A 12,368-nucleotide genomic window follows, 5' to 3' on the forward strand; every position below is an offset into this window, starting at 1 on the left:
GCGGTAAAAGGGGTTCACGGTCAGCACCGCATAGCCCTCGCCCGCCAGCCGGTCGGCCATCTGGCGAAAGGCCGGGCGCAATCCGCGAATGTCGGGCCACACCAGCACCGCCGGATGCTGGCCGGTCGCGGGCGCGACGAAATAGGCGTCGCAGCTGCCGTCGGCCGTCTTGATCGTGACGTCACGGCCCTTGACGGGCTTGCCCGCAAGCGCGCGCGCGGGCAGCGCCGCGGCCAGCGCCCCGCCCCCGGCGAGCGCGGCAAAGCTGCGCCGCCCGACGGCCATGCCCGCCCGGTCGAGATCGGCTTCGGTGTTGTCGGTGCACATCGTTTCTCTCCTTGGGGATGATTTCGGAAAGTCGCGGAAAACTGCGTAACTTCGTTCGCGATCGCATGTTCCGTCCCGTCATCGGGATCGAACCGGAAGCAAGGCTAGTCGAGCCGACCCTTATAGAACAGTGGTTTTTCAACCGCTCACCATTCCTTTCCTTCGTCAGGCGAGGGCAGCCACCTCCTCAAATCTCAGCGCCACATGATGCACTCCGACCCGGCGAAGCATATCGCCGTGCGCCGCGCGGTCGACGATATGCCCGGCGCCGCAAAAGCCGACGACGATCATGCCCGCCGAGATGGCGGCGGCTGCCCCGATCGGCGAATCTTCGATCGCCAGGCACTGCGCAGGCTCGACGCCCAACCCCTTCGCGGCGGCCAGGTAGATGTCGGGAAAGGGCTTGCCGCGATCCCAGCCGTCGGCGCTATAGACATGCCCGCCGAAATGGTGCGCCAACCCGAAACGGTCGAGCGACATCGCAATATAATCGGGGCTGCTCGACGACGCGATGGCGCGCGGCAGCGTCCCCAACCGATCGAGAAACGCCGGCGCGCCGGGCACCGGCGAAAAACCCTCGGCGAATCTCTCGCGCGCCCGCGCGCGATGCTGTGCGCGAAAATCGGTCGGCAACGATCGCCCAAGACGCGCGACGATCCGCCGTTCGGTTTCCTGCCAATTGTGGCCGCAATAATCGCGCAGACATTCCTCATAGGTCGTCGGCAATCCGATTGCGGTCAGGCTTTCCGCCAGCGTCCGGTTCGCACGCACCTCGCTATCGGCGATCACGCCGTCGAAATCGAAGATGATGGCGGCGGGGATCATCCGGGCATCGACGATGTCAGGATCACTCCACCGTCACCGATTTCGCCAGGTTGCGCGGCTGGTCAACGTCGGTGCCCTTTGCGACCGCTACGTGATAAGCCAGCAGCTGCACCGGCACGGCATAGACCAAAGGCGCGATCAGCGGGTGGACTTTGGGCATCTCGATCGTCGCCATGCAGCCCTCACCGGCTTCTGCAAGGCCCTCGGCGTCCGAAATCAGCACGACCTTGCCGCCGCGCGCCATGACTTCCTGCATGTTGCTCACGGTCTTTTCAAACAGCGGCCCCGACGGCGCGAGGACGATCACCGGCACCGCCTCGTCGATCAGCGCGATCGGGCCGTGCTTCATCTCGCCCGAGGCATAGCCTTCGGCGTGGATGTAAGAGATTTCCTTCAGCTTGAGCGCGCCTTCCAATGCCAGCGGATAGTCGGGTCCGCGGCCGAGATAGAGCACGTCGCGCGCCGGGGCGACGAGGTGCGCCATCTTGGAAATTTCCTCGTCATGCGCGAGCGCTGCGTTGAGGGCGGCTGGTGCTTCGATCAGATGCCGCACGATCTCGCGTTCTTCGTCGGCGCTGAGCTTGCCCTTCTTGAGCGCAAGGTGCGCGGCGAGCGCGGCGAGCACCGCGAGCTGGCAGGTGAAGGCCTTGGTCGACGCGACGCCGATTTCGGGCCCGGCGTGGGTCGGCAGCAGCAGGTCGGCCTCGCGCGCCATGCTGCTGGTCGGCACGTTGACGACGACCGCGATCGTCTGGCCGTTCGCCTTGCAATGACGCAGCGCGGCGAGCGTGTCGGCGGTTTCGCCCGACTGCGAAATGAAGAGCGCAAGCCCGCCGGGCGCCAGCACCGGGTCGCGGTAGCGGAACTCCGACGCGACATCGATGTCGACGGGAACGCGCGCGAAGGTCTCGAACCAATATTTGGCGACCATGCCGGCATAGAAGCTGGTGCCGCACGCCACGATGGTGATCCGCTCGACGGTCGACAGGTCAAAATCCATCTGCGGCAGCGCGACGGTCTGTTCGAGCGGGCGGATGTAGGAGGAGAGCGTCTGCGCGACGACGGTCGGCTGCTCGAAAATTTCCTTCTGCATGAAGTGGCGGTAATTGCCCTTTTCGATTGTCGCCGCGGTGACGCCCGACGTCGTGACCTCTCGCGTGACCGGGTTGTTTTCGGCGTCGTAGATCTGCGCGCCTTCGCGGGTGATGACGACCCAGTCGCCTTCGTCGAGATAGGCAATTTTCTGAGTCAGCGGCGCGAGCGCGAGCGCGTCGGAACCGAGATAGGTTTCGCCCTCACCAAATCCGACGACAAGCGGCGAACCGAGGCGTGCGCCGATGAGCAGGTCCGGGTGCTGGCGAAATGCGATGGCAAGCGCAAAAGCGCCGCGGAGTTGCGGCAGCACGGCCTTCACCGCATCTTGCGGCGACAGGCCGTACTCGACCTGTTCGGAAACGAGATGCGCGACGACTTCGGTGTCGGTTTCGCTTTCAAAGCGGCGCCCGCGCGCGGTCAGCGCCTCGCGCAGCGGCTTGAAATTCTCGATAATCCCGTTGTGGACGAGCGCGACCTCGCCCGTCGCGTGCGGATGCGCGTTGCTCGTCGTGGGCGCGCCGTGCGTTGCCCAGCGCGTGTGCGCGATGCCGACGGTGCCCGGCGCCGGGTTCCCCGCAAGCTCCTTCACAAGGTTGCCGAGCTTGCCCTCGGCGCGGCGGCGGACCAACTGGCCGTCCACGACCGTGCACACCCCCGCCGAATCATAGCCGCGATATTCCATGCGCTTGAGGCCATCGACCAGCCGGTCCGCGACCTGGTCCTTGCCGATGATTCCGATAATTCCGCACATGGGTTTGGGCTTTCGTTAGAGCGTGTAGGGAACGCGAATACCCGGCATTGCGGCCGGGAACACCTTGATATTGCGAGTCACGAGGATGCGGCCGCTGATTTGCGCGGTCGCCAGTACGAATGCATCGGCCAAGGTCAAGCCCTTGCGCTCGGCGCGGAGCGCCGCGGCGCGGCGCGCGACGGCATCGCCGACCTCTTCGACCTGAAAACAGCCGAGAAAGGCCTCGACCGCCTTCACCGAGGCCGGGTCGGCCGCCGACATGACTTCGGTCCAGCTGATCCGGCTGATGCTCTTGCGCCCGGCGCGGCGGATTTCGGCGCGCGCGGCGTCGATGCCGTTGAGCGCGTCGATCAAGATATCGCTGTCGAACTGGGCGTCGATCATTCGCGCTTGCCCCGAAGGCGGCGTTGATATTTCAACCCGTCGCCGACATCGACGCGCCCGCGCCAGATGCCGAAGGCATTGTCGATCGCGTCGCCTGACACGTCGGCGCGATAGGCGGCCACCGCGCGCCGGACAAGCTCGGCGCGCGAAACACCCTGCCCCGCCGCCAGCGCATCGAGCCACTGGATATCATCGTCAGGAATGTCGGCAAGGAAGCGCATGACATCTTGATATCATATCATGATATCAAATCAAGCCTGATGAAAATTCCGATCGACGAAGATCATCGCAAATTGCCGCGGATCGGGCGCCGCGCCGTTGCCCGCCTGGAACCGCGCCTGTCCATCGGTCCAGATCTTGCGGATCTGCGCCGGCAATTCGGGGCCGAACTTCATCTGCTGTTCGACGATCCGATCCCAGCTGCCGCGCACCCCAAAGCTTTGTTCGAGCTGCGGCACCATCGCCTTGCAATAATCCTCGGTCGCTGCATCGAGGTGGCCGATCGCCTTCAGCACCCAGGCGTCGACGAAACGCAGAAACGGCTTGTCGGTGTAACGGTCGGTCATTGTGCCTTCTCCATCATCCATTCGTCGCGAAGCATCCCATAGATAAGCGCGTCGCGTATCCCGATATGCGTTTCCCATTCGCCGCGCAGATGGCCTTCGCGCTGGAAGCCGAGGCCCTCGAGCAGTCCGATCGAGCCGGCATTTTCCGGATCGGTGTCCGCGAAGATGCGGCGCAGTTTCAAATCCCTGAAGCCATGGTCGATCACTTTCGACACGGCCTCGCGCGCCAAACCCCGGCCCCAATAGTCGCGATGGAGGATATAGCCGACCTCTTTCACGTCGGGCTTGCCGTCAATGAGGATCACCCACCCGAGCGCCACATCGTCCCCGGTAGTGATCGCCCAGCAATGAAAGCCCTGCCCTTCGGCGGCATTGCCTTTGACATAGTCGGCGGTCTCGGCCAGCGACGCATGCGGCCCGCTCGACCACCAGGTCATCGCCTTCGGGTCGGACAGAACGGGAAACAGCGCCGCGGCATCATCCTCGCGAATCTGGCGCAGGACAAGCCGATCGGTCGTCAGCGTCGGGACGGGCATGTCGCTATTTTCCGGCCTTCTTCTTGCGCATCGCATCGTGGAAGCGGTCGGCCCAGCCGGGCTTGACCAGTTGCTCACCGCGGACGAGGCGCAGTTCGCCGTCGGCGACGTCGCGGGTCACCGCGCTGCCCGCAGCGACGATCGCGTCGCGGCCGATCTTGACCGGCGCGACCAGCGCGCTGTTCGATCCGATGAACGCGTTTTCGCCGATTTCGGTCCGATATTTGAAATAGCCGTCGTAATTGCAGGTGATCGTGCCCGCGCCGATATTGGCGCCCGCACCGACGCTGACGTCGCCCAGGTAGGTAAGATGATTGGCCTTTGCCCCCTGGCCCAGCACCGCCTTTTTCGTCTCGACGAAATTGCCGATCTTCGCCTTTTCACCCAGAATGGTGCCGGGACGCAGCCGCGCGAAGGGGCCGACTTCGCATCCCGCGCCGATCACGGCACCCTCGATATGGCTGTTCGCGCGGATCGTGACCCCGTCGGCGACCTTGACGCCGGGGCCGAAAAAGACATTGGGCTCGATCGTCACGTCGCGGCCGAGTTCGGTGTCCCACGAGAACCAAACCGTGTCGGGTGCGCGCAGCGACACGCCGCCCGCCATCGCCTCCTCGCGCCGGAACACCTGCCACTGCGCCTCCGCGCGCGCCAGTTCGGCGCGGCTGTTGATGCCGGCCACATCGTCGGGATCGGTCGTCACGACCGCGCAGCGCCGCCCGTCGGCGTTTGCGATATTGACGATGTCGACCAGGTAAAATTCCTTGGCGGCATTGTCGTCGGTGACGCGCGCCAGCAATCCGAAAAGGTCGCGCGCCTTCGCCGCCATCAGCCCCGAATTGCACAGCCGCACCGCGCGTTCCGCATCGGTCGCATCCTTATGCTCGACCATCTTCACGACGCGGTCGCCCTCCACGATCACCCGGCCATATTGCAGCGCGTCGGCAGGCTCGAACGCGAGCACGACGACGGCGGGGGCATCGGGGGCATTCAGCCGGTCGACCATCGCCTGCATCGTCGCGGCAGGGACGAAGGGCACGTCGCCATAGAGGATCAGCACGTCGCCCGCCTCATTTTCCGCGGCGAAGCCAGCGAGCGCGCCTTCCGCCTGCTGCACCGCATGGCCGGTGCCAAGTTGCGGGTCCTGCACCGCAAGCTCGGCGCTGCCTGCCAGCGCGGCTTCGAGCTGGTCGGCCTTGTCGCCGACCACCACGACCTTTTGTGCGGGGCGCAGTTCGTCGACGCTCGCCATCAGGTGCAGCAGCATCGGTCGCCCGGCGATCGGGTGCAGCACCTTGTGCAGGTCGGACTTCATGCGGGTGCCCTTGCCCGCGGCAAGGATAATAGCGGCGATGGGATTGCTCATGCGCGCTGCCATGCCAGCAAATCATTGCGGTTTCCAGAGCATCGCGCCATGCGCAGCCGATGAACGGATTTCCTTTCGCGATCGTCGGCTTCGACCTCGACGGCACGCTCGTCGATACGCTGGGCGACCTGACCGCGGCGGTCAATCACGCGCTGGCACTGGTGGACCGCGCCCCGCTGGCCGAGGCCGCCGTGCGGCCGATGATCGGACGCGGGGCGAAGCATATGCTCGAACAAGGTCTTCGCGCGTCGGGCGGCGTGCCCGATGGCGCGGTCGAGCGGCTCTATCCCGAACTGCTCGATTTCTACGAAGCCCATATCGCGGTCCACAGTCGCCTCTTCCCCGGCGTGGTCGCCGCGCTCGACCGGCTCGATGCGCTGGGCGTGCGCACCGCTGTCGTCACCAACAAGGCCGAGCATCTGGCGCGCGTCCTATTGGGCCAATTCGACCTTTCGGGCCGCATGGGGGTGATTATCGGCGGCGACACGCTGGGCGTCCGCAAGCCGTCGCCCGAACCGATCCATGCCATGACCCGGCGATGCGGCGGCGGGCGGACGGTTTTCGTCGGCGACAGCATCTATGACGTCATGGCGGCAAAGAATGCGGGCGTGCCGAGCGTCGCGGTCAGCTTCGGCTTTCTTGACCGGCCCGTCGGCGAACTCGGCGCCCATCATGTGGTCGATCATTTCAACGAGCTGGTTCCGCTCCTCGCGGCGCTCTAACCCTTCCGCCACTTCGTCCAGAGGTGTTTCGCGAGCATCGCGGGCGGCATGCGCAGCCAATGCGAGCGGATATAGAAGGCCTGTTCGAGCAGCGGGCGGGTCACTCGGCCCCAGTCGTCGCGCGCGAGGAGGCGGCGAATATAGAAATCGTCGGCAAGCTCAGGCTCAAAACTCGACATCAGGGGCGCGACATAAGGTTGGAGCGGCGTGCCATATAGGCTGTTCGCAAGGCGAAGGCCTCGTCGAACGACATTGGTCAATCCGTGCCGATGCGCCTCTTCGATCAAAGTCAGGTAAAAATCGGGATCATCCTTCAAAAAACCCACCGTCAGACAATGAAGATCCCACAGATTTCTGAGCCCACCCTGCAAATCCCCGTCGGCCAGCATGTGGGCGGCGCAGTGACACACCATGGCGGCCGGATTCAGCACCCGAAAGCCCGACGAAGTCTCAACGGCTTCCGACATCAACAAAAGCGCGTCCGGCGTAATCCGGTGCGTGCGCGGCAGGATCGTGTGGTGGACGTCGATCATCCGGTCACGCGTCTTGTGGATCAGCGGGGGCAGCTCGTGCATATGCTCGCGGTAGTAAAAATCGTCATAGGGGTCCGACTTGACCCATTCCCACCCGGCGTTGAGCAGTTCATTTTCGGCCCGGCGGATGTCGCTCGCGAGCACGAGGATGTCGAGATCGCCGATCTGCCGTCCTTCGGAACAGGACATGCCCGCCGCCGCATAGGCCGCGCCCTTCAGCAACACGAACTCGATTCCGGCAGGCGCCAGCGCGCGGCGCGCCATTTCCGCTTCCCACAATGCCTGCGCCTGCGCCACTTTGGCCGCGGCGCGCTGATCGGCGAACAGCGCGGCGACCGGGGCCGGCAGCGCAGCTCGCTCCAGCCGATGCGCCAGCGTCGCGAGCATCGCCTCGCTGCGCGCGACCCCGATCACACCGTCCCAGTCGCGCGAAGCCAGCGCGGCGGCATCGCGGCGCCCGGCGAGCAGGTCGACGAAGATTTGCACCGCACTCACCTTGCCGCCTCGGCCCACAGCTGCCCGACGAGTGCAAGACCTGCGGCGCTGTCGGAATAGGAAATGCCGAACGCCGGGGTTTCGCGCACGAACCGCGTCAGCGCGGCAAAACCGGCCTCACCCAGCGCGACATAATTGGTCGATGCCTCGGTCAACCGCACAAAGGCTTCGCCTTCGCCCATGCGCTCGACCGAAGTCTCGCCTCCGAAGCGCGGGAAAAGCAGCAGCGCGGGGCGCGCAGGTTCGTGCATCGCGGCAATCGCGTCGGCGCGCGGGACCAGGTGCCGAATATCGCCTTTCGGCGTTGCCGCAAGCAGCGGGCCAAGCCGCGCCGCATCGACCCGCGCCGCGACCTCGGCAATCGCCTGGTTCTTCAGGCTGACCGCGCGCGGAAATGCGAAGGCATCGCCGCCGACGGGATCGATCAGCGTGAACTCGTCGCCCATCAACCGCCAGTCGCCGCCATCCGCCTGCTCACCCAGCAGCGCCGCCAGCGTCGATTTCCCCGACCCCGATTCGCCCGACATGATCAGCGCGCGGCCGTCCCTCGCGACGGCGCTCGCGTGGAGCAGCAGGTGCCGCCGCCAGCCGAGCGCGACCTGCAAATTCATTCCCATTTCGGCGGCGAGCAATCCCATCGACAGCGGCAGCGGCAATGCGTCGGGGACAATGAAATCGCCGCCGATATGCACCGACGGCCGCACCCACCGCCGCCACGGCCGCGCCGCGAACAGCCGCACCGTCGCGTCGGCGGGGCGCGCATCGTCCCGCGGATAGTCGGCATAGAGGCGTTCAAGCGCCGCAATGGGTTCGGGCCAGTCGCTGCCGATACGAAATTGCACCGGGCCGACGGCAATGCGTGCCTGATGCCTCACGCGCGCGCCACCAGCCCCATGGTCGCAAGTTCGGCCAGCCGCTCGGCAAGGATCGACCGCGCATCCTCCGCCGCGTCGAGATCGAACGCCGCCGCAAGGCGCGCGGCAAGATCGGCGACGTTGCAGGCATCGGCCCCCATCGCATCCAATATCTGGGGCATCGGCGCCACAACGAGGTGCGTTTGCATCGATCGCCGGTCAAAAATTGCGGTGAGTTCGCCCAGCGGTTCGATCCGCAGCGCATCGGCGGGGGCGGCGCGATAGGTGCGATCAGCCATAATCTTCCGCGGCGGTGGTCAGTTTTGCGAGGATCGCCATCAGCGTCGCGCGCTCGGCCGCGCTGATGTTCGATTCGAGCCGCGCTTCGCTTGCCAGCGCGGCGGGCACGATCGCATCGTAGAGCGAGCGCCCGGTTTCGGTGAGATCGAGATGATGCGAGCGCCCGTCGGCCTCATGCGCCTGGCGCGCGATCAACTGGCGGTCCGCCAGCGCCTTGGCGGCACGGTTCACCGTCACCTTGTCCATCCGCGTTGCCTCGACCAGCTCGCGCTGCGTTTTCGGCTGGCCTTCGCCAAGCACCGCCATCAACCGCCATTCGGGAATCTTCAAACCGAAGCGATTTTCATATTCGGCGGCGATCCGGCTCGACAAGGCGTTGGAGGCGATGGACAGGCGATAGGGCAGGAAATTATCGAGATTCAGCTTCTTCGCGGCCATCCTTGGTAACCCCCACACGCTCAAAATCCCGGCCTGTCCATCCTATCGCCTGTTTCGACCCTGTGAAGGGACGAATGCGGCAAAATCAGAAAGAAAGGCGCGCACCGACCCACAGGGTGCGGGGGGTGGCGCGTTCGACGATCCCTGCCGCCGAAATCGCCGCGGGAACCAGCTCATCGAACAGATTTTCGCCGCGCGCCTCGATGCTGATCGCTTCGGCAAGCCTCCACGACAGTCCGGCATCGAGCGTCAGCGCGTCGCCGAGTTCGAGCAGCCCCAGGTCATCTTCATTCTGCTTGCCGACGTAGCGCAGCGTCGCGAAGCCGCCGAACGGTCCGCTGCCATTGCTGCGCACCGACACGCTGCCGCCATGTTTGGCGATCTGCGCCGGGCGGCGGCCGTCGAGCGTGGCCGCACCGCCCGATGCGTCGACCTCGGCATCGGTGAAGGTATAGGTCGCGCGCAGCGTCGCCAGGCCGATCCGCTGCTCGGCGCTGACCTCGATGCCCTTGCTGTCGATCGCGTCGAGATTCTGCCGCTGGTTGAGGTTGGGCGCCAGCGTCACATTGGCGATCGCATTGGTCAGATGGTTGGCAAACAGCGTCGCCGACAGCTTCGTGTCACCGCGATCCCAGTCGATCCCGACCTCACCGCCCCACAGCCGTTCGGGCTTCAGCATCTCGTTCGCCATCGTCACCTCGGCGCCAACGCGGAACGGCCGATACAGCTCGTTGAGCGTCGGCAGGCGCCAGCCGCGATAGGCCGCCGCGCGCAGCGCGACATCATGGACGCTCCAGCGCACGCCCGCGCGTCCGCTGCGTTCCCAGCCCTGCCGCGCGGCAAAACCCAGGTCGGTGATCACGGGGCCAGCGATATTGCGTTCGAGACGATAGCCGTCACCCAGCCACCAGCGATCGACGCGGCCGCTCAGCGTCCACAAAAACCCGTCATCGGCGTCGCCGGACGTCCATTCGGCAAAGGCGCCAACGGTGTCGCTGCTGCCGCCAGCAATGCGGTGGCGACCCGGCACACCGGCGGAAAAGAAGAAATCTTCTTCGGTGCGGCCGGTCGTGCGGCGCCAGTCGGCGCCGATGCGCAGCGGATTTTCTGCCGCAATACCGGGGCGCAGCTCAACGCGCGCGCCGAGTCCCGTCGCCGGGACGCGCTGAAAAAGCGCGGGGGCGACGCTGTTTCGCCCTGCCGCGACGCTGGCGAAACCGCTCTCCAGATCGCGCAATTGGACATAGGCAAGCGCCAACCACTGCGTTTCGCCCCAGGGCTTGTGCAGAAAGCGGACACTGGCATCGACCCCGTCGACCCTGCTCGCGGAAAAATCGGTGCCGCGATCGCGTCGATCCGAAAAGCCGCGCACGCTCGCTTCGATCTGACTGTCGTCCCCGGCGTCGAATCGCAGGCGGATACCAACGCCACCCTGTTCATAAGGCGCGGCGCGATCGACCGCCCCGCGCTGTCCCGTCATCACCGGGATGAAGCCGTCACCGCGGCCATAGCGCGCGTCGACCGTCACCTGCCCGCCATCGCCCACATCGGTGCCGAGCGATGCCGACGCATCCAGGCTGTCGCGGCTGCCATAGGCAAGACTGGCGGCGGCGCCGTCGGTCATTTCCGAATGCAGGCCGATCGTGCCCGCGAGTGCGCCGGGCCCATCGGCGCCGCTTCCGCCGCCCCGGCTTATCAATATCCCGCCGAGGTTGACCGCGTCATAGGCGCTCCACGCCACCCAGCCGCCAAAGGGGTCGGCCTGCGGAATGCCGTCGAGCGTCACCAGTGCGCGGCTCGACGCATTGCCGCCCAAGCCGCGCAGCGTGATGCCCTGGCTCGTCGGATGCGCCGAGCGTCCGTCGGAGCGGCGGAACTGCACCAGCCCCGCTTCATCGCGAAGGCGATTTTCGACGCGCGCACCCAATCCGGGATCGACGTCGGTCAGAATAGCGCCGCCCTGCACCGCATCGCCGGCCGGTCGGCTCAACAGGCCGCTGCCATTGACGATGATCGCTTCGCGCGGCAGCCGTGGACCGAAAACGCACGGCATGTCTTCGGCAGGATCGTCCTGGCCTTCTTGCGCCATAGCCGCGCCCGGTAGCGGTAGCGCCAGCACCAGCGCCGACGCAGCCACCCCCGCGATACGGCGGATCACGCGGGTTTTACCGCGTCGGGGTGGGCGCGCCGAAAGGCTTCATGCTCCATGCACGCGGCGTCGATTTCGACGAGCCGCGGATAGGGATCGAGCGATACCTCGAACCGCCTTGCGTTGTACATCTGCGGCACCAGACAACAGTCGGCGATCCCCGGCGTATCGCCGCCCAGATAACGCCCGTCGCCCGCCATCGCCTCCAGCGCCTCGAACCCCTGCGCGATCCACGTCGCGATCCAGCGGTCCTTGGTCTGTTCGTTGAGCCCGAGGTCGCGGGTCAGATATTTGAGGACGCGGAGATTGTTGAGCGGGTGGATATCGCTCGCGATCACCTGTGCCTGTGCCAGCGCGACAGCGCGCGGCATCGCCTCTTCGGGGATCAGCCGCGGTTCGGGGTAAGCGCGGTCGAGCCAGTCGATGATCGCCATGCTCTGGATAATCGGCTCGCCATCGACGACAAGCATCGGGACGAAACCCTGCGCATTCTGTTCCAGATATGCGTCGCTACGCTGGTCGCCCGCGATAAGACTGACCTCGACCCGCTCATAATCGAGGCCTTTGAGATTGAGCGCGATGCGGACGCGAAAGCTGGCCGAGGAGCGGAAATAGTCGTGGAGGACGAGCGACGGCATCAACGGAACCTTTTATCGTCATCCCGGCGAAGGTCGGGATCTCGACGGAGCATCAGGTCGCGACGGTGAGATCCCGGCCTTCGCCGGGATGACGATTATGAGGGTGGCGGCGTTCGTTCAACCCCAATGGCGGTCAGCGCGAACCATCCTCCGGCATCTCCGCAATCCATTGCCGCAGCAGCGCCGCGCCTTCCTTGTGCACCGTCGAGCGCCCGACCTCGGGCATCGCGATGCCGGGGTCGGTGCTTTCGAGGCGATAGATCAGGAAGCTGTGGTCGGGATCGCTGGGTTGTATCGCAAAATCCATGCCCCCGCTGCCGCGCCCCGCCGCGGTCGGGCGCTTGCCGATGCCATAGTTCACTCCCCCGGGATCGTCGGTCCAGCGCAGG

At 65.7% G+C, this 12,368-nt stretch carries 15 protein-coding genes and 1 pseudogene; 1 reads left to right on the forward strand and 15 read right to left on the reverse strand.

Features of this window, described 5'->3' with window-relative positions:
* The 8 genes from A3E77_RS18450 to glmU form a co-directional block, all read right to left on the reverse strand.
* Positions 1-327, reverse strand: a 327-nt coding sequence (locus A3E77_RS18450) for a dienelactone hydrolase family protein (protein WP_293648809.1), incomplete at its 3' end; no start/stop codon positions are given.
* Positions 328-492: 165 nt separating this feature from the next.
* Entirely contained in the window at positions 493-1,152 is a 660-nt protein-coding gene (locus A3E77_RS18455) for an HAD family hydrolase (protein ID WP_293648811.1), read from the reverse strand.
* Between the two features lie 22 nt (positions 1,153-1,174).
* Positions 1,175-2,998: a glutamine--fructose-6-phosphate transaminase (isomerizing) gene (glmS, locus tag A3E77_RS18460; protein WP_293648813.1), complete on the reverse strand. Its 1,824-nt coding sequence runs from the start codon at positions 2,996-2,998 to the stop codon at positions 1,175-1,177.
* A gap of 15 nt (positions 2,999-3,013) precedes the next feature.
* Positions 3,014-3,382 carry a PIN domain-containing protein gene (locus A3E77_RS18465; protein WP_293648816.1) on the reverse strand — a complete coding sequence of 123 codons (369 nt, stop codon included), beginning with the start codon at positions 3,380-3,382 and terminating at the stop codon, positions 3,014-3,016.
* Complete coding sequence (locus A3E77_RS18470) at positions 3,379-3,603, reverse strand: ribbon-helix-helix domain-containing protein (protein WP_293648819.1); 225 nt, start codon at positions 3,601-3,603, stop codon at positions 3,379-3,381. Before A3E77_RS18470 ends, A3E77_RS18465 begins: the two co-directional genes overlap by 4 nt.
* Positions 3,604-3,633: 30 nt before the next feature.
* Positions 3,634-3,948, reverse strand: a complete 315-nt coding sequence (locus tag A3E77_RS18475; protein ID WP_293648822.1) for a hypothetical protein — start codon at positions 3,946-3,948, stop codon at positions 3,634-3,636.
* A complete protein-coding gene (locus A3E77_RS18480) occupies positions 3,945-4,484 on the reverse strand; it encodes a GNAT family N-acetyltransferase (RefSeq protein ID WP_293648825.1) in 540 nt (179 codons plus the stop codon). Before A3E77_RS18480 ends, A3E77_RS18475 begins: the two co-directional genes overlap by 4 nt.
* A 4-nt stretch (positions 4,485-4,488) precedes the next feature.
* Positions 4,489-5,850 carry a bifunctional UDP-N-acetylglucosamine diphosphorylase/glucosamine-1-phosphate N-acetyltransferase GlmU gene (gene glmU / locus A3E77_RS18485; protein ID WP_293648828.1) on the reverse strand — a complete coding sequence of 454 codons (1,362 nt, stop codon included), beginning with the start codon at positions 5,848-5,850 and terminating at the stop codon, positions 4,489-4,491.
* A 59-nt stretch (positions 5,851-5,909) separates the two neighbouring features.
* Between glmU and A3E77_RS18490 the strand changes: the two genes are divergently transcribed.
* A complete protein-coding gene (locus A3E77_RS18490; RefSeq protein WP_293648831.1) occupies positions 5,910-6,572 on the forward strand; it encodes an HAD-IA family hydrolase in 663 nt (220 codons plus the stop codon).
* Here the strand turns inward: A3E77_RS18490 and A3E77_RS18495 are convergent.
* From A3E77_RS18495 to A3E77_RS18525, 7 genes and pseudogenes are all read right to left on the reverse strand, one after another.
* A complete protein-coding gene (locus A3E77_RS18495) occupies positions 6,569-7,600 on the reverse strand; it encodes a nucleotidyltransferase domain-containing protein (RefSeq protein ID WP_293648834.1) in 1,032 nt (343 codons plus the stop codon). The genes A3E77_RS18490 and A3E77_RS18495 overlap by 4 nt on opposite strands.
* Complete coding sequence (locus A3E77_RS18500; protein WP_293648836.1) at positions 7,597-8,475, reverse strand: HprK-related kinase A; 879 nt, start codon at positions 8,473-8,475, stop codon at positions 7,597-7,599. The genes A3E77_RS18495 and A3E77_RS18500 overlap by 4 nt, the downstream gene beginning before the upstream one ends.
* Positions 8,472-8,753 (reverse strand): HPr-rel-A system PqqD family peptide chaperone, encoded by a 282-nt coding sequence (locus A3E77_RS18505; protein WP_293648838.1) that lies wholly within the window; start codon positions 8,751-8,753, stop codon positions 8,472-8,474. The genes A3E77_RS18500 and A3E77_RS18505 overlap by 4 nt, the downstream gene beginning before the upstream one ends.
* On the reverse strand, positions 8,746-9,192 hold the full coding sequence (locus A3E77_RS18510; RefSeq protein ID WP_293648841.1) for a MarR family winged helix-turn-helix transcriptional regulator: 447 nt from the start codon (positions 9,190-9,192) through the stop codon (positions 8,746-8,748). The genes A3E77_RS18505 and A3E77_RS18510 overlap by 8 nt, the downstream gene beginning before the upstream one ends.
* A gap of 85 nt (positions 9,193-9,277) precedes the next feature.
* Positions 9,278-11,350 (reverse strand): TonB-dependent receptor, encoded by a 2,073-nt coding sequence (locus tag A3E77_RS18515; RefSeq protein WP_293648844.1) that lies wholly within the window; start codon positions 11,348-11,350, stop codon positions 9,278-9,280.
* Entirely contained in the window at positions 11,347-11,979 is a 633-nt protein-coding gene (gene maiA / locus A3E77_RS18520; RefSeq protein ID WP_293648847.1) for a maleylacetoacetate isomerase, read from the reverse strand. Before maiA ends, A3E77_RS18515 begins: the two co-directional genes overlap by 4 nt.
* A gap of 133 nt (positions 11,980-12,112) precedes the next feature.
* Positions 12,113-12,368: pseudogene (locus A3E77_RS18525) on the reverse strand (SO2930 family diheme c-type cytochrome); the annotation flags it as partial.

Source organism: Sphingopyxis sp. RIFCSPHIGHO2_12_FULL_65_19, from assembly GCF_001830555.1.
Lineage (GTDB): Bacteria > Pseudomonadota > Alphaproteobacteria > Sphingomonadales > Sphingomonadaceae > Sphingopyxis.

Coding starts and splice junctions, on each gene's coding strand:
- A3E77_RS18455 (WP_293648811.1), bottom strand. CDS start 1,152: ATGATCCCCGCCGCCATCATCTTCGATTTCGACGGCGTGATCGCCGAT.
- glmS (WP_293648813.1), bottom strand. CDS start 2,998: ATGTGCGGAATTATCGGAATCATCGGCAAGGACCAGGTCGCGGACCGG.
- A3E77_RS18465 (WP_293648816.1), bottom strand. CDS start 3,382: ATGATCGACGCCCAGTTCGACAGCGATATCTTGATCGACGCGCTCAAC.
- A3E77_RS18470 (WP_293648819.1), bottom strand. CDS start 3,603: ATGCGCTTCCTTGCCGACATTCCTGACGATGATATCCAGTGGCTCGAT.
- A3E77_RS18475 (WP_293648822.1), bottom strand. CDS start 3,948: ATGACCGACCGTTACACCGACAAGCCGTTTCTGCGTTTCGTCGACGCC.
- A3E77_RS18480 (WP_293648825.1), bottom strand. CDS start 4,484: ATGCCCGTCCCGACGCTGACGACCGATCGGCTTGTCCTGCGCCAGATT.
- glmU (WP_293648828.1), bottom strand. CDS start 5,850: ATGAGCAATCCCATCGCCGCTATTATCCTTGCCGCGGGCAAGGGCACC.
- A3E77_RS18490 (WP_293648831.1), top strand. CDS start 5,910: ATGAACGGATTTCCTTTCGCGATCGTCGGCTTCGACCTCGACGGCACG.
- A3E77_RS18505 (WP_293648838.1), bottom strand. CDS start 8,753: ATGGCTGATCGCACCTATCGCGCCGCCCCCGCCGATGCGCTGCGGATC.
- A3E77_RS18510 (WP_293648841.1), bottom strand. CDS start 9,192: ATGGCCGCGAAGAAGCTGAATCTCGATAATTTCCTGCCCTATCGCCTG.
- maiA (WP_293648847.1), bottom strand. CDS start 11,979: ATGCCGTCGCTCGTCCTCCACGACTATTTCCGCTCCTCGGCCAGCTTT.